General features: G+C 51.4%; 17 protein-coding genes. 5 read left to right on the top strand and 12 right to left on the bottom strand.

What is annotated here, in order from left to right; all coding sequences use genetic code 11:
- Positions 1-235 precede the first annotated feature (235 nt).
- Entirely contained in the window at positions 236-2,047 is a 1,812-nt protein-coding gene (locus tag PSCS_RS05635; RefSeq protein ID WP_229694644.1) for a hypothetical protein, read from the top strand.
- Here PSCS_RS05635 and PSCS_RS05630 read toward each other — a convergent pair.
- Positions 2,033-2,653 carry a glutathione S-transferase family protein gene (locus tag PSCS_RS05630; RefSeq protein WP_317621785.1) on the bottom strand — a complete coding sequence of 207 codons (621 nt, stop codon included), beginning with the start codon at positions 2,651-2,653 and terminating at the stop codon, positions 2,033-2,035. The genes PSCS_RS05635 and PSCS_RS05630 overlap by 15 nt on opposite strands.
- A 41-nt stretch (positions 2,654-2,694) precedes the next feature.
- Positions 2,695-4,506: a sensor histidine kinase gene (locus tag PSCS_RS05625; protein ID WP_068810816.1), complete on the bottom strand. Its 1,812-nt coding sequence runs from the start codon at positions 4,504-4,506 to the stop codon at positions 2,695-2,697.
- Between the two features lie 251 nt (positions 4,507-4,757).
- Between PSCS_RS05625 and PSCS_RS05620 the strand changes: the two genes are divergently transcribed.
- A complete protein-coding gene (locus tag PSCS_RS05620) occupies positions 4,758-5,411 on the top strand; it encodes a response regulator (protein WP_068810815.1) in 654 nt (217 codons plus the stop codon).
- A 196-nt stretch (positions 5,412-5,607) separates the two neighbouring features.
- On the top strand, positions 5,608-7,746 hold the full coding sequence (locus PSCS_RS05615) for a TonB-dependent receptor plug domain-containing protein (protein WP_068810814.1): 2,139 nt from the start codon (positions 5,608-5,610) through the stop codon (positions 7,744-7,746).
- Between the two features lie 65 nt (positions 7,747-7,811).
- On the opposite strand, the gene PSCS_RS05610 is transcribed toward PSCS_RS05615, so the two are convergent.
- The 9 genes from PSCS_RS05610 to PSCS_RS05570 form a co-directional block, all read right to left on the bottom strand.
- Complete coding sequence (locus PSCS_RS05610; protein ID WP_068810813.1) at positions 7,812-9,767, bottom strand: NosR/NirI family protein; 1,956 nt, start codon at positions 9,765-9,767, stop codon at positions 7,812-7,814.
- Between the two features lie 78 nt (positions 9,768-9,845).
- Entirely contained in the window at positions 9,846-10,829 is a 984-nt protein-coding gene (locus PSCS_RS05605; protein WP_068810812.1) for a calcium/sodium antiporter, read from the bottom strand.
- Positions 10,830-10,872: 43 nt separating this feature from the next.
- Entirely contained in the window at positions 10,873-11,277 is a 405-nt protein-coding gene (locus tag PSCS_RS05600) for a GtrA family protein (RefSeq protein ID WP_068810811.1), read from the bottom strand.
- Complete coding sequence (locus PSCS_RS05595; protein ID WP_068810810.1) at positions 11,274-12,560, bottom strand: NAD(P)/FAD-dependent oxidoreductase; 1,287 nt, start codon at positions 12,558-12,560, stop codon at positions 11,274-11,276. The genes PSCS_RS05600 and PSCS_RS05595 overlap by 4 nt, the downstream gene beginning before the upstream one ends.
- Entirely contained in the window at positions 12,561-13,493 is a 933-nt protein-coding gene (locus PSCS_RS05590) for an NAD-dependent epimerase/dehydratase family protein (RefSeq protein ID WP_068810809.1), read from the bottom strand.
- Between the two features lie 76 nt (positions 13,494-13,569).
- The gene (locus tag PSCS_RS05585; RefSeq protein ID WP_157885633.1) at positions 13,570-15,006 is read right to left on the bottom strand and encodes a hypothetical protein; all 1,437 of its coding nucleotides are present in this window, start codon (positions 15,004-15,006) and stop codon (positions 13,570-13,572) included.
- 290 nt (positions 15,007-15,296) lie between these two features.
- Positions 15,297-16,064, bottom strand: coding sequence for an SDR family NAD(P)-dependent oxidoreductase (locus tag PSCS_RS05580; protein ID WP_068810807.1), 768 nt, complete (start codon positions 16,062-16,064; stop codon positions 15,297-15,299).
- A gap of 21 nt (positions 16,065-16,085) precedes the next feature.
- On the bottom strand, positions 16,086-17,387 hold the full coding sequence (locus PSCS_RS05575; RefSeq protein ID WP_068810806.1) for an FAD-binding oxidoreductase: 1,302 nt from the start codon (positions 17,385-17,387) through the stop codon (positions 16,086-16,088).
- On the bottom strand, positions 17,384-18,862 hold the full coding sequence (locus PSCS_RS05570; RefSeq protein ID WP_082866506.1) for a UbiA family prenyltransferase: 1,479 nt from the start codon (positions 18,860-18,862) through the stop codon (positions 17,384-17,386). The genes PSCS_RS05575 and PSCS_RS05570 overlap by 4 nt, the downstream gene beginning before the upstream one ends.
- Positions 18,863-19,191: 329 nt before the next feature.
- Here PSCS_RS05570 and PSCS_RS05565 point away from each other — a divergent pair, with 329 nt between their 5' ends.
- Positions 19,192-19,821, top strand: a complete 630-nt coding sequence (locus PSCS_RS05565) for a helix-turn-helix transcriptional regulator (protein WP_082869571.1) — start codon at positions 19,192-19,194, stop codon at positions 19,819-19,821.
- Between the two features lie 88 nt (positions 19,822-19,909).
- Positions 19,910-20,506, top strand: coding sequence for a YhgN family NAAT transporter (locus tag PSCS_RS05560; protein WP_068810804.1), 597 nt, complete (start codon positions 19,910-19,912; stop codon positions 20,504-20,506).
- Here the strand turns inward: PSCS_RS05560 and PSCS_RS05555 are convergent.
- Positions 20,500-22,029 carry an alanine/glycine:cation symporter family protein gene (locus PSCS_RS05555; protein ID WP_068810803.1) on the bottom strand — a complete coding sequence of 510 codons (1,530 nt, stop codon included), beginning with the start codon at positions 22,027-22,029 and terminating at the stop codon, positions 20,500-20,502. The genes PSCS_RS05560 and PSCS_RS05555 overlap by 7 nt on opposite strands.
- Positions 22,030-22,078 lie beyond the last annotated feature (49 nt).

Raw genomic sequence — 22,078 nt, 5'->3', positions numbered from 1 at the left:
TCAATTTACAGATAGCCTGATCAGAGTCGTCGTCGCCGGGTGATGCCTGTATACTCCGAGACGCCGTTAACAATTTTTAACGCCCGAATTTCAAGAAACAGAGGTAGTTGTGCTTGAACGCTGGTTTCATCTACGCCAATCCTGGTCTGGCCGCCCAAGGCCACCGCGAAACGGTATACAGTTAAACCGGGACGATACTGAGCGAATTGATCAGTTGGCCCGGAGTGTACGCCGGGTGAGAGTATCGCGCAGCTTATTAGGTATTGCCTGGACGGCAGGCCCGGTTACTGGCCTGGGGTTGTATGGAGGCTATTTCATTGCCTATGGGCAAGCCCCGACAACCCAGCAACTGATTTACTTTATCACTTTCACTGTGTGCAGCGGTTTGCTTGGTCTGATCGCGAAGGTTGTGTATGACAGTGTCTGGGGATATACCTCGGAAAGAGCGCAACGACATGTAGATGAAGCAGTTGATAAACTGGGCGACTTGATTCTTTCTTCGCGTGATCTGTTGATTCAGACAATGGATGGGGAGACCCGCGAACGGGAAGCGGCCCAGCAACTGTTAATGCGGGTTAACTTGCCCACCTCTGCAGTGATCAGTGCCACCACTTCCATTACGGGGAATAAATCTTTTGGTCGTGTCCTCGCTAAAATAGACAGTTATCGCAGGGCGGGACTGTTTTCGCGTATCGGAGACATGCATCAGCAGTACGACGGGATGTTTAATGACGTAGTCTCCGAGCTGGAGATTGCACCGCAAATTCTGGACTCACTAAAGATGCGTTACAGCGGAGATATTGCCCGGCTTCGCCATGGGGTGCCCAGAACGGAGCATTTCATTTCGCGTGTACTGGCAGCCATCGAGCAGGATAATTTGTTGCTGATCACCATGCAGGACGTTGAATCCATGTTGGTGCTGGCTTTTGAATTAATCAATGGCCGTGAAATCCCTTTGCTGATTTTTGATTACCGCGGGCGCTGGCGTCTGGCCAAGGCACTGGATCGCATGGAGCGCAAACGGAGCCGCTACCGTATCGCTCAGGCTGCTGCCAGCAACCGTATTCGTGGTCTGGCTTCCTGGCTGGTAGAGATAGATGCGCTGGGGTATGAGGATGTGCCGGAAGGTGTTGGGGCTGGCGTGCTGAGTGAGCGTGTGGGCACTACGATTGATCAGTTGGCAGATGAATTGTTCAGTCTTGTCGAGAGCGCAGAAAACGGTGATCCGGGTATCTCGGCTGAATTGAGACAGCAGGCAGAGTATATGACAAATGCGCTGAGCCTGTACCGTGAGGCGCTGGAGTCTTACCGCCGGATCGGTGAGTATCATGCCGAGTTCCTTGAGGCAGCAGAAAACTGGAATACTCTGCTTGATGAGCTGCAGCCTGATATGGAGGAATTAAAAATCGGACCGCGTGGTCGTGGTATCCATATTCGTGAAAAAGTCATCACACTGGATGAAGATGAGCGTAAGGAAGTCGCGACTCACTTGACCCGCTACATGCGCTCGCAGCACCTGGAAACGCATGAAAATAAAAACCTGTTTGAGCGCAGAAGCGGTCAGGAAAACCCTCTGACGTTTGATGGTGCCCGTCAGCTGGCTATTGAGGTAGCTCTGGCGCTGGAGCCCTATATCCACCTGTCCTTACCCGAAGTCCAGCGGGGTATCGGTGCAACGTTAGCCAGCTACCTGGGAGATCTTGAGCCAGGCATGAGTGCCAGTGAGAAACGACGTCTCGGGGAGGCGATGGCAAATGATGTGGAAGAAGATAGCAGCCAGGCAGCAGAGCACCTGGCCGTGGCTCTGGTCAGGCATTACCGGGTTAATCTGAGCGATACGGCTTGCCAGTTCCTGTTTCAGACTTATGGTGCCAGGCAATCGGTCCTGGATATATTGAGTCAGTATCAGGCTGATGATGGCGGACCCCAGCAGAGCATGCTCACGATTCGGCCACCTAACCTGCCAAGCCCGCAGCGACGCTGGTACCGGGCTCTGGCAAGAGCCCGGCGCCTGGTGGAACAGGAAAATAATTCAGGCAGTTATTGATGGACGCTGATTGACCCGTTCATACCAGGCCAGCAGGTTGCTCTGATCATCCTGTATCTTCTGCTGAATCACCTTGTTGAAATCCAGCACACACACTGCGCTGATATCGGCAGCGGTGAACTGTTCTCCGCACAAAAAACGTCGACCTTCAAGTTGCTGATCGAGGAAGGCAAAGAATTTTTCAGCATCAGATTTGCAGGCTTCGCCCCATGCCTGATTGGGGGTCATGCGGTCTTTGAAATACCCCGTCAGGTGCTGAAATGCCATACCTGTTGGCATCATGTAGAAAAAATCTATCCAGCGGTTCCATTGCTCAATCAGGGCAATCTCTTTGGCACTTTCCCCCAGCAGTCTGGGTGTTTCCGGGTAGGCCGCTTCCAGATATCGGCAAATCGCCATGGTCTCGGAAATACAGGTGCCATCTTCCAGTTCAAGTACTGGCACCTTTTTCATGGGGTTTCGCTGTCGAAATTCTGGTGTCAGGTTTTCACCGGTCTGCAAGTTGACTTCAATATACTCTACCTGCTCCGTCAGACCCTTTTCTGCGATGAATACCCTGACCCGCCGTGGGTTCGGTGCGACACGCGTTTCGTAAAGCTTCATCATATGTATCCCCCTGTATGATGACAGTTTGTTGGTTGAGCGTTTTATTGTTCTGTTGTCGGGTTGACCTGTTGTCTGTTGCCTCGGGCGTGGCACCAGAAGTAAAGGCGTGTAATCGTTCCATTCGCCGAGCCGTGCCACTCGATATCTGCCTGGATTTCTTCCGCCCTTGAACGCAAGTGCTGTAGTCCGTTGCCAGGCGCTGCCTCCTCATCAAGTCCACAGCCGTTATCCCTGACTTCAATGCTGATGGCATCTTCGTTATGCGTCACGTTAAAGGTGACATGACTGGCCTGAGCATGCCTGATAATGTTGCTGACCAGTTCTTTACAGATTCGGTTCACATTAAACGCTGTTTCACTGGCAACAACAACCTGGTAGTTTCCCGGCTGATGTTGCCAGTGAAACTGGTGCCCGGAACCTTCCAGCCGCAGTGCTGACTCTTCACGAATGTCGGCGAGCAATGTTGCCAGTGGCTGGTCTGGTGTATTGGCTTTGGAGACAGTCTGACGAAGACTCTCCAGTGTTGCGCGCGCCATATTGGCTACCGGATTTCCCGGGTCAGCGTGAATGATCGACAGCAGCCTTGAGCCTACATCATCATGTAAGTCCCGGTAGATACGCATCCTTTCAGAAGAAGCGGCTTCTGACAGCTCAAGCTTGCGTCGCTCTTCGAAACTTTGCGTGATGATCTTGCGACTTTCCGCGACTTTCTTCTCCAGATCCTTATTCAGGATTTCTGCTGTATCCAGTGCTTGCGAGAACCGTCTCAGCAACACCCAGGCGAAGACCAGCAACAACACAGGTATCCCGAAATGCCCGAAATTCAGTGTTCTGTCCCAGCCTGAACCGTCCCCGAAAAACATCTGGAAGGCATTCAAAGCGAACAGCACTACCTGTGCGGAAACAGCGGTTGTTACGATAATTGATTCTGTTTGACGGGAACGAATCGCCATTCCCGCTACGCGCGCCATTACCAGGGCAAGCACCAGAACGCCGACCAGGTGAATCAGGTAGGCGCTGATCCAGAACCACTGCAATGGGATCAGGTTGTGGGTCAGTACAGCCAGGACTGTCCAGGCCACGAATAGCCGCTCCCGGCCGGGAATTCTGACACTGGCCAGTCGGCCAAGAAATCCATAAAGGCACAAAGTACAAATGTCCATGGCACTGTGAACCAGAGGGATCCAGGTTTCAAATGAGAAGGGGTTGTACAGTATGACCGTATGCGATGCCGCGAAAGCCCAACTGAAACACACCCCGCTGAACCATAAATAAATGGAATCCTTGCGGCGCATCATCCACAGCAGTAGCGTAAAGGTACCAACGGTGAACGCAAAGGCCAGCAGGATGCGATTGATTTCAACCTGCATAAACAAACGTGACTCATAACGCTTCTGTAACTCATTGGCCGGGCCCAGAATGACAGGGGCCAGATTGGCTCCCCAGGAAGAACCATGAAGCTCAATGAGCACTTCGTTGGGGCTGTCTTGTTGTGCCGGGATAATGGCTAACAGGGGATGATTCCAGGCAATAGTGGTTCGGTTATTGCGAAAGCCATTGCCTGCGATCTCGGTGCGGTTGAAATAAACAGTCAGTGCCCGGTTGTAACGCCACAGGAACAAGGCCTGTGTGTTATCTGTTGCAAAAGCGTTTTCCGGGAGTATTAGGCGCAACCACAGACTGCCTCCACCTGAGATATGTGCCAGCTCATCCGGGTTCAGGTCGCCACTCATCAGTGGTAACGTGATTTCCCGCCAGTTGCTATCCAGGCCTGAGATCTCTGAGACACTGGAGTCAGCCCCTGTTGTCAGTTGTGCCTGGGTCAACTCGATAATGTCGCTCTGGTTGATCACATCGGATTGTGATTGGGCTGTTGTAAAACCACAAAAGGCGAAAGCCCAAAGTGTTAGAGAGAAACAAATATAAATACGGGATGGGCGCACTGCGGGACAGTTCCGGGTAATATTATTCTTGATGTTGCGTGTTCCCCTCAATCTGGGGGTATACATTCATTTATGCATTGTCTACAGTCTGGCCAAAATTGCAATGATGTCATGGTTTTGGGTATTACCAGTTTTGAGGGTTTGCTAATGGAGTCAACTCGATGTGGTCGACAGACAACGCGTTTGCGCTAGTGGTCGAGGATAATCCGGAAACTCGGCAGTGGCTGACCACCTGTGTGAAGACAGCGTTCAGCGAACTGAGTGTCGTAGAAGCGGGAACGCTGGCGCAGGCGATGGAGAAAATCCCTCTCTATGAACTCAGCATGGCGCTGGTGGATCTGGGGCTGCCTGATGGCAGTGGCCTGGATGTTATCCGAACCTTACAGAATGAGCAGCCTGACTGTTATGTCGTGGTCGCCACAATCTATGATGACGACCGAAACCTGTTCACCGCGCTGAAGGCCGGTGCCAGAGGGTACATCCTCAAAGATCAGGATAGAGACCGGATTGTCAGCTATTTACAGGGTATCCGTAAGGATCAGCCGCCTTTGTCCCCGGCATCGTCCCAGCGTCTGATCAATCATTTTAATAATAAAGGCAATGCCCGGCGTGAGGTGCGACTCACTCCCAGGGAAGAGGAGGTGCTTTGCCTGATCGCTAAAGGTTACAGTGTAGATGAGGCAGCAGACCTTCTCTCGTTATCCGCTGATACGGTAAAAGGCTATGTCAAAAGTGTTTATGCCAAACTGGGCGTGTCCAATCGCTCAGAAGTGACACTTGAGGCGATTCGGCTGGGCATCATAGAGACCGAATAAGCGCAGTATTGGAATCACCCGGGTAAGGCAATGCCGGTGCGATAAGCAGTGCTTTTTATGCGTCTAATCGCTTTTCTCGATCGCCCTGATAGCATTTGTTGCAAATAATGACAAAAACAGCCGGTTCCGCGTTTGCCTGAATAGGCGTTTTCGCCTATTTTTATCGGTTTATTCAAATAATAATGAGTCACGTTCCATGAGATTGTCTGTATTTACCTCGGCCCTGGTGGTTTCAGGGCTGCTAGCCTCTGCTTCTGTGTTAAGTCATGCACAGCAAACCAATGAAAACGACTCCACCGTTGTCTATTCTGCCGAATACTTCGAACAGTGGGCGCCAGTCACGGCGCTGGACATGCTGAACCGGATTCCAGGTGTGGGTTCTGCTACTGGTGGCAACTTTGCCAGCAATAACAGCGGACGTGGCCTGGGGGGTGGTGGTGGCAACCAGATTCTGATTGATGGCAAGCGGGTTGCAGGTAAAAGCAACGAAGCCAACAGCCAGTTACAACGAATCGCTGCCGATAAAGTTCGTCATATTGAATTGATTCGTGGTACATCAGCAGACCTGGACGTGCGTGGCGATCAGGTCGTCAATATTGTTCTGACAGAAGCACTGGCCAGTCGCACCTATGCTTATGAAGTGAATACTGACCGTTACATGGATGGTCATGTTCAGCCCGGTGGTAAATTTTCGGTCAATGGCACTGAGGGGAGCTTCAATTATTTATTGAGTGCAGAACTGGAACCCCGGCACGATTATCGGCCGAGCTGGGAAAACAGTATCCTTGCTGATGGTTCACCCAATGACAGAATTAAAGAAGAGCGGGTTCGTGACCAGTATTCCAAAATTGTTTCTGCAAATCTCTCTTATCTGATAACAGATAGTAGCAGTGCGCGTTTGAATCTGCTGTTTGAAAATCATGACAACACGGTAGATATAGACCGTAGCATCACTGATTTGACGGGTAGTGCGCCCAGTACGCGCATAGAGCGGGAAGAAACACCGTCAGATGACCATAACTGGGAAATCGGTGGTGACTATGAGTTGAGATTCGACAACGATCACTTGTTCAAGCTTCTCTTTATTGCCAGTGAGGAAGTCGACAATAGCGAGCGTGAACGGTTTGTGCTGCAATCTGATGGTTCTGAAGAGAAGAATCTGTTTGTCGGTTCTGACTCCACACAAGAAGAGCAAATTGTCCGCACCTCCTATTCCATGGGCTTGTTTGATGGTCAGGATATTGAGTTTGGTGTGGAGCGCGCACAGACAACCCTCGACTCCAGTTTGCGACTCGGCCAGCCAGGTTCGGGGCCAGCCAGTGATAATCATGGTGGCCTAACGCCTGTGAACCTGAGTCTTGCTGACTCGGTTGTCGAAGAAATTCGCTATGAGCCGTTCCTGTTTCACAACTGGCAGTTAAGCCCGACGCTGGCACTGGAAAGCCAGTTTGTTTATGAGGCTTCTGAAATTACCCAAACCGGGGATGTATTTAACAAACGTGAGTTCAGTTTTGTTAAGCCTTCATTTGATTTGCGCTGGGATGTTCGTCCTGATGTTCAGCTTCGGGCTACGTTGGCAAAACGTGTATTGCAGCTTAGCTTTTCTGACTTTGTGGCATCCAGTGATACGCGCGACGATGACAACAACACCATGGCGGGCAATGCTAACCTGAGCCAGGAGCAAGTCTGGCGTTTGAACCTGGGCGGCGAGTATCGCCTGCCAAACGATGGTGGTGTTATCGACGGTATGGTCTGGTACATGCGCCACCTGGATGTGATTGAGCGTATTGATGTCACTCCGCCGGGAAGTTCAAACCTGCAGTCAGCCAATGGTAATATTGGTGATGGTGATATGTGGGGTCTGGAGCTCAATGGTAGCGTGCGGATGAACATGATCAACATGCCTAACCTGCTACTGACATCCAGCCTGCGTGTCCGTGACTCAGAAATTGAGGACCCCTTCACAGGTGAGACTCGTCGCTTCGAGAATTTTGAACGTGGCCGTCTGCAGCTTGGTTTCCGTCATGATATTCCATCCTGGCGTGTAAATTATGGCCTGAACTGGAACAACCGTTTCGAAGGTAATATTGAGCGGTACGATGTCAATAACGTCGAGAGTATGTATGGCGATCCGAACGTTACCGCATTCCTCGAGTTTGTTACCCGCAATGATATCCGTATCCGTTTTGATGCACGTAATGCGACTAACAATGATCAATGCCGTATACGTGAGCGCTATAACGGACGCATCGATACAGCCGCAATCACCGAGATTGAGGACTACTGTACGGATGCTGCCAGAGTGGTATCAATCAAGATAAATGGCACGTTCTGATAAATCATTTGCGCCATAATAAAAAGGCCGCTTCAAGCGGCCTTTTTATTGGGCGAAATGACAGGTTAGCCACCACGAACGATGACGCCTCTGTCTATCAAGCTGTCGACACTGTGTTTGCAAACCCCGGCTTTCTGGATCAGTTTGCTTTCACAGATATCACAACGAACGCATTCCTTGAAATCCACTTTCTCTTTTCGGATAGCACCTGTTGGACAGCTATGCTCACAAACTTTACAGACACTGCATTGCTCAACACGTTTAATTCGAGAGATGCTGATCAATGAAAGTACGCCCAGGGAAGCTCCCAGCGGACATACATATCGACAATAGAATCGTTTTACAGGAATACAGGCAATTAATATCAACGCCAGTATTGCCCAAAGCAACACGGAAGAACTGTAGAAGAACAGTGTGCCAAACGGCTCAAAATACTGGAAGATACTGATCTGACTGTATACCACAGCCATAACCATCAGTAATGCCAGAATCAGGTACTTCAGCCAGATAGCTCTGTCGTGAATCCAGGCTGGCACTGTGCGCTGCCATTTTTTGGGAGTCAGGTAGCTGATAATGTCCTGCAATGCCCCAAAGGGGCAGACTGAGGAACAAAATACACGCCCCCAGATCACAGTTGTGATGATTGTGAAGGCGACTATCAGGAGCAGAGCACTGTTGCCGGTGAAAAGTGAAACCCCCTGATTCATGCCATTGATGATATGTGAGACAGACAGGAAGCCACCATCAATAAACCCCAGCCACACCAGCGTTGCGCTCAATGCTACCCAACGCAATGGCGCACTTTTGCGCCAGAAAGCCACCATGACCAGTCCAAGCAAAATACTCAATGGAACCAGCCGTGACCAGTCATTATCAGAGGTTAGCGGTGCTGAAAACGGCGATGGTACGGGCTCTCCCAGAGCAAGATTTCTCTGAACACCGCTAATGCTGACGTCTATCACAAGCGGGGACAGTTCGTTTTCAGGATCATAGGAAACGGAGAAGGGTTGAGCGAGGTCCAGGGTGTCTGGCAATACCATGGCGACCGAGAAATTGCCTTTACCGTTAAGCTTGCCGGCATCTGCTGAGCCAGCGTAGACGGATTGTCGACGATCCAGATCGAAAATGGCATCGCCCTGACGGATACTCAGTCGCTCCTGCCGGAAGGGGTCCGAGGCATCGCCGGAGATTCCCACCAGGAACAGCTTGCCCTGGTCAAAACGGCTGCTGGCGGCACGCTCTGCCTGGGAATAGGCTTCACTGCCAACCAGTATGTCACCCAGTATCTCGTCCCCCATGTAAGTCAATGACAAAGTCAGGGCGGTACCATCTGCATAGTCCAGCGTGCCCTGCTGCACCAGGTCGGCTGCAATCATTTCTTCCCAGCTCATGGGGTTGAGTTGAGCGCGTACGTTTTCCATGCTGTCATTCAGGGAGCGAATGCCACTTTCAGGCAGGTAAACAGAGGCCACTTCTCTTGCTGCATTATAGATTCCGCGTGTCGTTGCCCAACTGGTGATCGTGGCCCTTGAAACACCATCAACATCCCGACCGACCCGAAACTCTTCCTGCAGCGATTTGCCGCGGAACTGTGGCTGGAATGTCGGGGTATCGAGGAAGTCACCGCGGCTGGAGCGAAACGACTCATTGTAGTCCAGGACGAAAACAGCATTGATCGTGGCGTTGGTATCAAGGCCGACCAGGACATCAATCGTCGAGCTGTAACCTATTTCCTCGGGAGGGTAGTCGGAGGTCTGAAACGCGTAACCTAGTAATTCAGGCTCACTGCTGTTGCTGCTAACTTCGCCATAGGCGCGGATGACTGGCGGTTCCCCGGTTTTTTCGCTGAAGTGTTCAGCCTGGGGGAATACCCGTTTAAGCATGGACTCATCGACGACTCGTGTAAAAGGCGTTTGTGCGAAGGATGCGGCAGTGAGCAAACACAGCAAGAGTGCTATGCAAATGGTGGCGATACGGATAGATACCTTGCCGCGCGAGTCGGCAAGCAGGCAGGAAGACATGATTATTATTATTCCCCGGTCAATTGGCTATCATAAGAGCGTAATATGATGGCTAGCTGCCTGACCTGACTGTTGTCTTCAGCCTGTGAGCAAGGAGCTTACCAGCCGTCCAGTGTATAACAAATAGACCAGAATCAGAATGCCGCCTTCCCAGCGATTGATACGACCCTGTTTGCCCTTGAAGCCGAAACCAAACAGGAAGAGTGAAGCGGTCAGCCCGAGCATCAGGCCGACATCACGGTACAACACCGTCGCCTCAACATTCAGGGGCTGAATCACCCCGGCCAGCCCGACAACTGCCAACGTATTGAACAGGTTTGAACCCAGGATGTTGCCGACGGCCATATCATGTTCACCTTTGCGGGCGGCTATGATCGATGAGGCAAGTTCGGGTAGAGATGTACCGACGGCAACAATGGTCAGACCTATCACCAGATCGCTGACGCCAAGGCTTTGAGCAACACTCACGGCGCCCCATACCAGAGCCCGGGAGCTGGCGATAAGCATAATAAGACCGACCACTACCCAGAAGATGGACCGGCCCAGTGGCATCAGGTTCGAATACTCCTGATCCACTTCGATACCCAGCTCATCCTGCTTGCCTCTTTTTTGGTCTTTGAGGCTCTGTCTGATGGTCCAGCCCATGATGATGATGAACAGAATAAGCAGGAAAACGGCATTGCCGCGACTGATCGCCAGATTCCAGAGCACGGCAGCAATGGCGAGCGTAGCCAGTGTCAGCATGGGCAGGGTGCGGCGCAGGATGTCTGAGGTGACGGCAATTGGTGCCAGCACGGCTGTGGTACCGAGAATCAGCGCGATGTTGCTGATGTTGGAGCCGAAGGCATTGCCCAGTGCAATCCCGGGATTACCCTGGCTGGCTGCCAGTACAGATACCACCAGCTCAGGAGCCGAAGTGCCGAAGCCGATGATCAGGATACCGATTAACAGGCTGGGCAGGGAGAAATGTTTTGCTGTGTTAGCGGCGCCATTGACGAAACGGTTGGCACTCCATACCAGAACAACCAGTCCTACCAGAATGGCAACGACAGGTAACAACATGCAATTTCTCCTGCGACAGTCTCGATAATTTCAGACAGCTTTATCAGCTTTTAAAAGACCAGAACTTGTGACCAAGGTAACTGGTAAAAACGGGCACGATAATACCACAGGCGTGTGCAATTTCAGGTGTGAAATGCGTGACAGCCAGTGCTGGCAGAACCTGGTGCAGCATCCACAGGCTGACCGCCCAGGTTTGTACGATGGCGAGCAAGTTGACGAGGGTAAAAAACAGGATTGAACGATAAAGTGTTTGCGTACTGCCTTGAAACACCAGCAACCTGGCTAGTATAAAAGCTGTCACCATGCCGCTCAGATAAGCGGCAATGACAGCTGACGAGAATCCCATCCACTGGCTGTAAACGATGCGGCTAAAAAAGTTCACCAGCGCGGCAATGCCGCCTGTCAGCAGAAAGGCCAGGAACTGCCTTGACCAGAACAGCCGCATCATTGCACTGACTCTCTGGCCAGTTTCCTGCCGAAGTCGATGCTTTCAGAAATACCCCGGTCATGCGGGTAGTAGTAGGATGTGTCTGCAATCCACAAGCCGGGGATTTCGGTGCGGTAATCCGGTAAGTCACTCATGAATCCGGGGCGACAGACGGGTTGAGCGAATCGATAGCGGCTGACTTTCAGGTCAAGTACTTCACTTTCTGTGAGTTCAGGGTTAATTCTCAGGAAGTAACCGAGTACTTTTTCTCTGAAATGCTCATCGGATTTTTGGTATTCCGGGTGCTCTGCTGGCATATAAAAGGGTACATAAACAATATGATCGTATCCCATGGGACGCAGATTAGTGTATTCCACCAGGCCTGGGATATCCATGTCAGGATCATTGATGTTAAGCCAGAACTTGTCAGTTAATGGGCGTGCGAGTTTGGCAATGACACAGGCAACAGCAATATTGGGCAATGCCTGATACTGCTCCCGGGTGACTTGGGATAATCCAGGAGCAAGTTGGGCAATGAAAGGCAAAGGAATGGTGCTGATCACCTTGTCGTAAGCTTCCACCGTCTCATTTGCTGTACGTAAACCACATAGCCGGCCTGATTCAATCACGATTTCCTGAACAGGTCGTGACAGATGAATGTCCCCGCCGTTTTTCCGGATCTGCTCTGCCATCGCCTGTAAAATTGTCTCAGAGCCTCCTTCCAGGTAGCCGAGCTTTTCTCTCATCATGCTGTATCGGGATCGACCGACACGCTGGATGCGACTCCATATCCATGCTGCGGATAGGTTATCAGCATACTGATAGAACTTGTAATCAAATAATGTTTGCCAGCAAACATCCCAGGCTTCCTGGCCGATCCAGCGCTGTATCCAGGTTTTGGCATTCAACTGATCTAGCGGTCGCCAGTCTTTGCGCTTGGTGCTGAGGAAGGCATGCAGCCCATAGCGGATTTTTGCCATCAGGCTCAGCCCGTCAAACCTTAACAGTGCTATGGGGTTGCCCCAGTCCTGTATTTTATTGCGATACCAGTAGCCCATGCGGGTTTCTGTCCACTGCATTTTTTCGCTTAGGTCCAGCTCTTCAAGCAGTTCCAGTAAACCGGCATCAGAGGTACAGTGGAAGTGGTAATAACGCTCAATATCAATGCCATTAAAATCAAAGCTGGCGCTCATTCCACCCAGACGGTCGTCTGCTTCGTAGAGCGTCACCTGGTGCCCGTCACGGGCAAGTTGATAGGCGGCAGCCAGGCCCATTGGGCCGGCGCCGAGTACCGCTACTTTCATTTAAAACTCCAACTTGATCTGACCGTACTTCGGGTCATGAAAGGTTTCTTCAATTGCCGTGGCATAGGGGGTGGCTGTTACCCCGAAGATGCCTGGCCAATCAATAATCTCGAATTCATCCCGCGCCACCAGTGCCGCTAACTGCTGCGTGGTAAAGGGTGGGTTGCGGTCAAACACAGCCCATGTTGCTAACAGTCGATGGAACAAGCCATAGGGAATTTTGGTAATCAGGCAGCGTGCGCCGATGCAGCGACGTATCTGACGAATCATGTCGATGTAATCGATATGCTCCTGACCTGAGATATTGTATATCTCATGGAAGTCACGCTGCTCCATACAGGCAATGATAATGTCGCAGAAGTCACCAACGTATAGCGGCTGCCTGATATAGCGACCATGACCGGGAATGGGGAAAACTGGCACTTTTTGCATGAACCGGGACAGCCATCCCAGGTGTTTGCGATCGAACCAGCCAAACATCAGCGTCGGCCTGAGAATCGGGCAGGCGATACCACTGTCCAGCACTAGCTGCTCCTGCCTGCGTTTGCTTCTGGAGTAAAAATCGTCGGCAACTGATTCAACCACGCTGGAACTGATATGAACCAGGTAGGGGGGCTGCGTCGACTCATGAATCGTATCAAGAATATACTGGCTAGCCTGCACATTGTTGCGCTCAAAGTCCTGGTAGTCCAGGCCACCAATCTGTGCCTGGAGCATGACAACCACATCCGCGTCACTGATAAGCTGCTGCCACTGTCCCGGTTCGGCCAGGTCCGCGAAATGGCAGTGGATATCGGGCTGGACTTTTTTGAGAGTGGTCAGGTTGCCCTGATGTTTGTCGATCACATGAATGTTCGTGTAACCACGTCGGCTGAGTCTGGCGCAGAGATTCTGGCCGACCAGCCCGGCGCCGCCAGGCAGGACGATTTTCATGTGTGACTTTCCCTGTTCTTGTATTTTGTCAGACATATTCAATTGCAATGATTATTAATAAAAGTTGCCATTTGCATTATTCTCCGCCCGGCAGTGTGATATTCATGGTGCATTGACTTTGTTCACCATAAAACGCAAGCACGGAGCCCGGGTCTGCTGGCTTGATATAGCCTCTGAATCCCGATAGTCCAGCGGAATCATGAACTGCCGCTTCGACGTCCGGGCGGGGCTGGCCTGTTAGTGCAAAACCAACAATTCGTCCAAGCCGATCCGAAACAATAACGCGTGAAGGCACACTTTCTTCCGCAGGATTAAAAATCCAGCCACTGATACGCAGTGCGTCAGGTTCCCGCTCAATTGTCTCCAAACTGTCCAGGGCTCCCTGGCATTCTGGGATATCAGAAGGCGGGGCAAAGCGTCCCGCCCACTTTTCCCGCAGGTCTTGCAAAGGGTATTGACCAAAAACGGTCAGATCCAACGCCGTGGCCTTTTCAGCAATACTTAGCAGGCCAGCGTTCATGACATAGACATGATTAATTTGTTGAGCATCGGCTACACTCAGCTCTAAGGCTAATGCGGCAACCTGTCGGTCAAAGATTTTTTGATGCTGAGGCTGTAGCGCAGGTAGCTGGCGCCAGAAAAGCAGTGCACATATTAATACCACTCCCGCTGTTGCTACCTTTTTATTTCTTCTTGCAAACATGGATAAGGTAGGCAGATAAAGCAGTAGCAAAGCAGCCCAGGCCATCAGTGCAGGTGTGGTATAGCGAAATGAAACAGCTTGTGCAACACCGAAAACGACACGGCCTGTTCCGGTGCCTACCGCGGTTCCACCCAGATAAAGCAGATAACCGAGTAAGGCAAGGGTTACTGGGTTGGTGCGATACGCCCTGAGTTCTATCATTAATCGCAGTAAACTCAGCAATACCAAAATACTTCCACTGAGTCCGGCAGCAAGCAGGCCGTTTCGTCCTTCTCCAGCTAATGCAAAAAAAGGTGAGCCCAGATATAGAACCACATATTGTAAAAGCTGTAAGGGTTGATAGCGAAGAGTATCGGTGATGGAGGCATGGTTGTCAGGGGAGTGGTATTCGCCGAAGTAGAGCGCTACTCCTAGTATCGTGCTTGCTACCAGTATTCCTGAGCGTAACCAACTTGCGCGCATGAAAATGGCGGCCACAGTTAACAATGGAAGTGCCAGCACACCATTGGCCATCGTGAACAGGCTCAGCGCTCCCAGAATGATTGAAGCACAAAAATAAGGCCATGCGTGGTTGTTACTGGCTGAAGCGGCCAGGCAATAAAAAGCAGCGAGAGGTAAACTTTGGGCAAGGAAAAATTGGCTTTGGAATCCCCAGGCAAGATTTTCCCATTGCATCCACTGGCTAAGCCAGGCAAGGATAAAGAGGGAGAAGATCAGTACGCTGCTCGCGTGCTCGGGTTTTAAATCTGGGTTTGTGCGGTACTGGAGTTTACTGAACCTCCAAAACATAAAAATGGCAAACGCCATCAATACATAATTGATGGTAATCAGAAAGTAACTCAGCCCATCAAAAATGGCATAGTCCAGCCAGAACAATATGCGTGATAGCAGGATGCGGTGTTCATTATGCTGAGCAAGCCAAAGTGCGCTATTACCCTCCGTTATTTGCAAATAGAAGTTTAGGGTACCGTCCCACATGTCCCAGTAAGGTACGGGTGAGTAACTATGAACCCCTCCAGCAATGGCCAGCAAAAACATCAATATGGCAAACACTGCCATCCAGGTTTTTCCAGAGCGAAACAGTTGCCGATCCATAGCTGCTAGATATCCATCTTGTTGAAAATAAAACGTGGCAGGTTCCGGATAACGAGCATGATTAATGCCCATTTACCGGGTGTGTAACAAACCGGTTTTTTGTGATCAATAGCACTGACAATGTCTGCTGCCACAGCTTGGCTGGTAGCCATTTTTTGACCTGCTGCTTTTAAATGAGCTGTCATCGGAGTGTCGGTCGGACCCGGTTTGATGATAACGACACTGACATGACTGCCGGCAAGTCGGTGCTGTAGCCCTTCAAGGTAGCGTGTCACCAGACCTTTTGCGGCCCCGTATACATAGTTGGACTTTCGACCACGGTCGCCAGCCACCGAGCCGATCACTGCCAAAGTACCTTTGTTGTTCTCCAGCATTTGCTTGATGAATGCTTCTGCCAGCAAGACGGGGGAAAGGCCATTGATTCGCACGGCCTGTTCCGCTTGCTTAATATCATCCTGACATTGCTGCTGATCCGGTAGTGTGCCATGAGCAATTAAAACGGTGTCGGGTTGACGGTCCGTCAGTGCTTGTTCTGTGAGTGCTTGTATCTCCTCAGCGTATTCCATCGCTGACATTTGTACATCAATCACTGACTCTGGACTTCTCACTTGCAGGTCCGCCTTGATGCTGCTCAGCGCTTCCGTATTGCGCCCTATCAACAACAGATTACAGGCCTGACGAGAGACCCAGATCCGTGCACATTGCTCCGCCATTGCGGAAGTGGCACCAATAATAATGATATTGGGTCTGTGGCTGGTTGAGGGCTGGCTCATAAGCTGAAATCCTTGCATCCGTTAACAGTCAATGGTCCGGGCAGAAAACGCAGAGGTGATGCCGGGGTCTCGATATGCCTGGAAGCGAGCAAGCTCAGGGTAACCCTGTTGAAACATGGCAGCACTCATGCGTGCGTCCTTGGCAGGGTAAAGGCGGCCGTTGGCCCTGGATACAACGCTGTCCATCGCGTCGAGTAACGCAGTGGTTTTCTGACCACGATTGGGAAAGTCCAGCGCCAGGGTGGTGCCGCTTTTAGGGAAACTGAGCAGTCCGGCGGGTTTTCTGTCCGAGAATGTTTTCAGTACGGCCAGGAAGGAGCCCTGACGGTACTTTCGCAATATCGACAATAATTCGCCAACCGCATCCTGGCTGACTGCCGGAGGGATGACGCATTGATACTGATAAAACCCTTTGGGGCCATACATTCGGTTCCAGTTAGAAATGGCATCCAATGGATAGGAGAACGGTTCATAGTGAACTGTGCTGATACCTGCTTTACGTTTGTTCAGCCAGTAGTACGCTGTATTAAACGGTTTCAACGTTAACCTGTTTACTAATGATACAGGCGGAACAACAGGGAAAGACAGTTGACGCTTTTTATCTGGCTCAGGTTTGAACGGTTGCTGGTTGTGATTGGCACGTAAGAAAATGCCACGCGGTTGATTACCGGACAGGCAATCGAACCAGGACACGGTATGTTCCCAGTCTGACTCTGATGTGCGGGACAGCGTAAAAAAATCGCTGAGTGACTGGTAGGGTATGGTCTCTGCTGTCAGCCATGGCCCTGTTACCGGTCGAAGTTTTAACACGGCGGATGTGATGACACCGGTCAGGCCCAGGCCTCCCACCGTTGCCTGGAACCAGTCCGGGTTTTCACCGTCAGGGGAGCAAATTAGTGTCTCGCCGTCAGTGCGTTGCAATGTAAGAGCAGTGACATTCTCACCAAACGTACCGAATACATGATGGTTTTTACCGTGTACATCATTGGCAATAGCACCACCGACTGTAATTTTCTGCGTACCAGGCGTCACAGGCAGCAGCCAGCCGCGCGGGAGTAGCAGGCGCTGTATATCTTCGAGCAGAGCCCCGCTTTCGCAATGCAGCGTTGCGGTTTTGGTATCCAGGCTGATCAGCCGGTCGAGGTTTCTGGTTAGCCATGCTGTGCCACCGGGATTGAGGCAGCTGTCGCCATAACTGCGTCCCATACCGTAGCAAATTCCGGGTGAGGTGGACATGATCTGCTTCCCCAGGCTTTGGCTGCTCAGGGCGACTGTATGGTGTTCGGCCTGGCTCAACCGGCCCCAGGATTGCAATTGGCTCATGGGATAACCACAGCCAGAACAAGCACCAGCATGAATCCGGCTCCCGTGAGCAGACTGACGCCGTCTTTAACAGCAAATACCAGTGGGTCGTCATGCATATTGCCTCGGCAGGCTTGTAGCCACATCCAGCTGATCCAGAACAATAAAAAGGGAATGGCCGCCCACACCAGCAGGACATGGGTGTACAGTTGCTGAACCGCTTCACTGTTCAGGTACAGGGCCAGCACCAACGTGGCTATCATGCCGGCACAAAGCCCCAGGTTCTGAACCAGCAAGGTATCAGCGGTGGAGTAACCGCGACCGTGCGCATGAGACTGGCCACTGTCGGACTGGAGGCGGAGTTCGGCGTAGCGTTTGAGAAATGCAAGTGACAGGAACAGGAACACAGACTCAGTTAGCAGCCAGAAGGTTACTTCGGTGTTGGCTGCCGCGGCACCGGCTATCACTCGCAAGGTGTATAGCATGGCCAGTGCAATGCAGTCGATAATGGCGATCCGTTTTAAGACAAACGAATAGCTGCAGGTCAGCAGGAAATATACGCCCAGCCAACCCAGAAAAGCCATACTGACTGAGGCAGCTGTCAGTACACTGACGCCTATCAGAATCGGAATGGTGATAACGCCTTTCCAGGCCGGTACAGTGCCTGAGGCGAAGGGGCGGTGTTTTTTCCTGGGGTGACGTCTGTCACTCTCCAGGTCGAACAGGTCATTGGTGATGTAGACTGCTGAGGCGCAAAGGCAAAATGCGACAAAAGCAACAACTAACTGGCCCCAGGTGTGCAGGGACTGCCATTGGTGAGCCGCCAGCATAGGGACAAACAATAGCAGGTTTTTTAACCACTGATGCGCTCGGACAGTGTGCACCCAGGTTCGCCAGGTCTTCACAGGAGAAGGGAATTCGCTGACAACATTCGCTGTGGCATTCGCTTTTGCCCGGGTTTCTGCGGAGGCATTGACCACAATGGCCTGGCGAGCTTTCGCCCAGACCGGGAGGTCTTTGATGGAATCACCAACATAGTCAAAACCGGTCTCATCAAACTTTTCTGCCAGGGCGCGTGCCTTGTTTTCCCCTGAGAGGTTAGTTGAACCGTCGCTGGCAATCACATCATCGAAGAGGTCCAGGTGTTCCGCAATCGCGTGAGCAATGCGCTGATCAGAGGCCGTACAAAGGATCAGTTGCCTGCCTTGTTCTCGTTGTGACTGAAGCCAGGTAATCAGCTCCTGGTTGTAAGGAAGTACATCCGGAGCGATCGGTGTGCGCTGTGCCAGCTTCTCTTTCAGGTTGGCGCGACCGTTTAGCAACCAGGCAGGCAGGAGAAATAAAATCCATGGGGTGTCCCGGAAAGCTTTTAATGTGCTTTCGTGCAACATATCAGTAAAGATCAGTGTGCCGTCCAGGTCTACGACCAGGGGCGGCTCGCTCTGTAGGTTGTGATTGCTGCTTTGCAAATTTGTGGTGTGGCTAGTCTGTTGCATGGACGGCATCATACCAGTTTAAGATGTGGCGTGGGAATTTTTATCAGTTTCTCGCATTTCTTGTGATCACCGTCACCTTATCGAGGTGCTATGGCGATAGTGATCATTGGAAGTTAAGCTTAACACCTTGATACCATGGATAGGCAGAGCAGACTTAATAACATGCACGAAATGACTGAAAACCTCATGCCCCTGACTTTGAATCAGTTGCCCGAATCTGGGATCGGCTAGCTGATTTCGAGGTTGCCAATACTGGCCAGGCCCTGACCCTTTTGCTACGAATCCTTTGTCAGCAATTGGGATGTAAAAATGCCTACTGGCTCGCTGCAGTGCGAATAAGTCAGCGGGATAAGAAAGATCCATTGCTGGGGTGGCGACCGGCTGCTACTCACCACCTCTATAAACCTGAGCCGCTGGTAAAGTTGGTCAAGCGAAAGGTGCGGGCTCTGAACAATGGAGATATCAGTGAATCAACACGCAATCACGTCAGGCAGGCGGGTCGTTTCCGTGTGGTCACTCTGGCGGAGCACGTTTCTGATGAGTACTTTGTGTCTGATGAGTACCATGACAGTTACCAGGCAATGGGGCTGGCAGACTCCATGTGGTGCATTATTCCGGTTAATGATGACTGTGAGTCGTATTTTTGTGTCCAGCGTGGGGCTGGGGAGAAACCATTCACTCAGGAAGATAAACGTTTTATGGCGATGGCATTGCGCGGGGTGAAATGGTTTCATCGTCAGTTGATGTTGAGTTATGGTTTGCTTGTTGCGGATAGCCCCATTACAGCCTCAGAGAGGCGAGTTGTAAAAGGGTTGTTATCAGGCAAGTCCGAGCTGGAGATTGCTGAAAAACTGGGTTGGACCAAGGCTACCACACACGGCTATGTCACCCAGGTTTACCGCAAATTTAATGTGCGTGGACGTCCGGAATTTGCTGCGCTATGGTTAGGGAACAAGTAATCGCACGCGACCTGATCTTTGCAGCGTCTTTTTAATCAGGCTAGCTCGCTGATTCTTTCTTTTTGTTTAAACACTGGAGTTCTGTCTTTTGGAAACCTTCGCCGCAGCGCTGACGCTTTTCCTGATCATGGACCCTTTGGGTAATATTCCCATCTTTCTAAGCGTTCTGTCGCGGGTTAACCATTCGCGGCGGCGAAAAGTGTTGTTGCGAGAACTGCTGATTGCCTATGGCCTAATGCTGGTTTTCCTGTTTGCCGGACCCGCATTGCTGGGACTGCTAGGGTTGTCACGAGAGGCTATATCCATTGGTGGTGGCCTGGTATTGATGATTATTGCCATACGCATGATATTCCCTTCACGTGGCGGGATTATGGGCGATGATGAAGATACGGATGAGCCCTTGATCGTACCTTTGGCAATGCCTTTGATTGCCGGACCTTCAGTATTGGCGACGCTAGTGCTTTTGGCTGAAACCGGCCCTGATCGCAGTGTCGACTGGTTGATTGCCATGTCAGCTGCCTGGGGCGTATCGGCGGTGATACTGCTGCTGTCGCAGCAGCTTTATAATGTCTTGGGCGCCAGAGGGCTGAAGGCAGTTGAGCGACTGATGGGGATGATCCTGATTTCAGTTTCTGTGCAAATGCTGCTGGACGGCATTAAAAGTTATCTCAGTGTCGCTCAATGATGCGTTGCTTCGCTTGCCTGCTCTTCAGCCAGCTCAACTTCGAGTGAGCGGCGTTTCTCCCAGAAAGTTGCATTGCGGATACCCAGTCTGACAGGGTCAAAATGAATGGGTGTGCCCAGCCGTCGCTGCTCTTCGTAATCGCGTAAGCAGGTAATGGCTGGTCCGGAGATGAAAAATATGGCCAGAATGCCCAGGATATTGATCCAGGCCATTAAGCCAACACCGATATCGCCAATAGTCCAGATATAGCCGGCATTATTGACCATGCCATAGGCAACCATCAGCATGATGAGCATTTTGACCAGGGTCTGGGAAATTCGCAGGTTGAAATATCGGTTGAGATAGGCGGTATTGGTTTCGGCAATATAGTAATAAGCCAGGATAGTGGTGAACGCAAAAAAGAACAGCGACACACCAACAAAAGCCTGCCCAAAAGCCCCGAATACACTGTTGAGTGCTAATTGTGTGAATGCTGCTGAGGAGATGACTGTCTCAGGGGCGACATTCTGTAATATGAACTGGCCGTCGGGCAGTGTGCCCTGAATATTATATTGCTTGGTGATCAGGATCATAAAGGCGGTTGCCGTGCAGACAAATAGCGTATCGACATAAACAGAGAAGGCCTGTACCAGACCTTGTTGAGCAGGATGTTCTACTTCGGCTGCCGCAGCGGCATGGGGGCCAGTACCCTGACCAGCCTCATTTGAGTAGATGCCTCTTCTGACACCCCAGCCTACGGCTGCACCCATGCCGGCCTGAGCTGTGAAGGCATCGGTGATAATCAGCGTAAAAATACCGGGAATCTGATCAAAGTTCACAAATACGATGATCAAGGCCATAATCATGTAACCCAATGCCATGAAGGGCACGATGATCTGGGTGAAGTGAGCAATACGCTTGATGCCGCCAAAGATAATGAAGGCCAATACCATCAGGATCACTGCCAGGGCAACCAGCTTATTGGTACCGACCTCGCCGAAGTCAGTGACAACCATGGAGCCCTCGCCAAACACTTGGGTGACAGCGTTTCCGACTGCATTCGCCTGAACGCCAGGAAGGAAGAGGCCGCAGGAGATAATGGCTGATGCCGCGAACAGCATGGCGAGCCAGCGCTGCCCCAGGCAACGTTCGAAATAATAGGCCGGGCCGCCCCGATATTGCCCATCCTCTTCTACTTTGTAGAGCTGGCTGAGTGTGGATTCTACATATGCCGTGCTGGCGCCCAGGAAGGCAACGGTCCACATCCAGAACACTGCGCCTGGGCCACCAAATCCGATAGCGGCGGCAACGCCGGCAATATTACCGACTCCCACTCGACCCGAGAGCGAGACAGCCAGCGCCTGAAAAGAAGAAATGCCTTCAGGAGATTCTGATCCATTGAAAAGAAGGCGCCACATCTCCCTGAAATGTCTGAGCTGAGCAAAGCGCGTCAGTATCGAGTAGAACAGGCCGGCTCCAAGGCAAAGAACGACAAGCGCCGGGCTCCAGATGATGTTGTTCAGTGTTGTTACCAGCGCTTCCATGACATTCCTCGACTGTTCAAGCCCTTTCGGCACGAGGTTTTACAATAAC

Origin of the sequence: Pseudohongiella nitratireducens, from assembly GCF_001642735.1 — a bacterium.
Lineage (GTDB): Bacteria > Pseudomonadota > Gammaproteobacteria > Pseudomonadales > Pseudohongiellaceae > Pseudohongiella > Pseudohongiella nitratireducens.
This window is presented reverse-complemented; position numbering and strand designations above follow the sequence as displayed.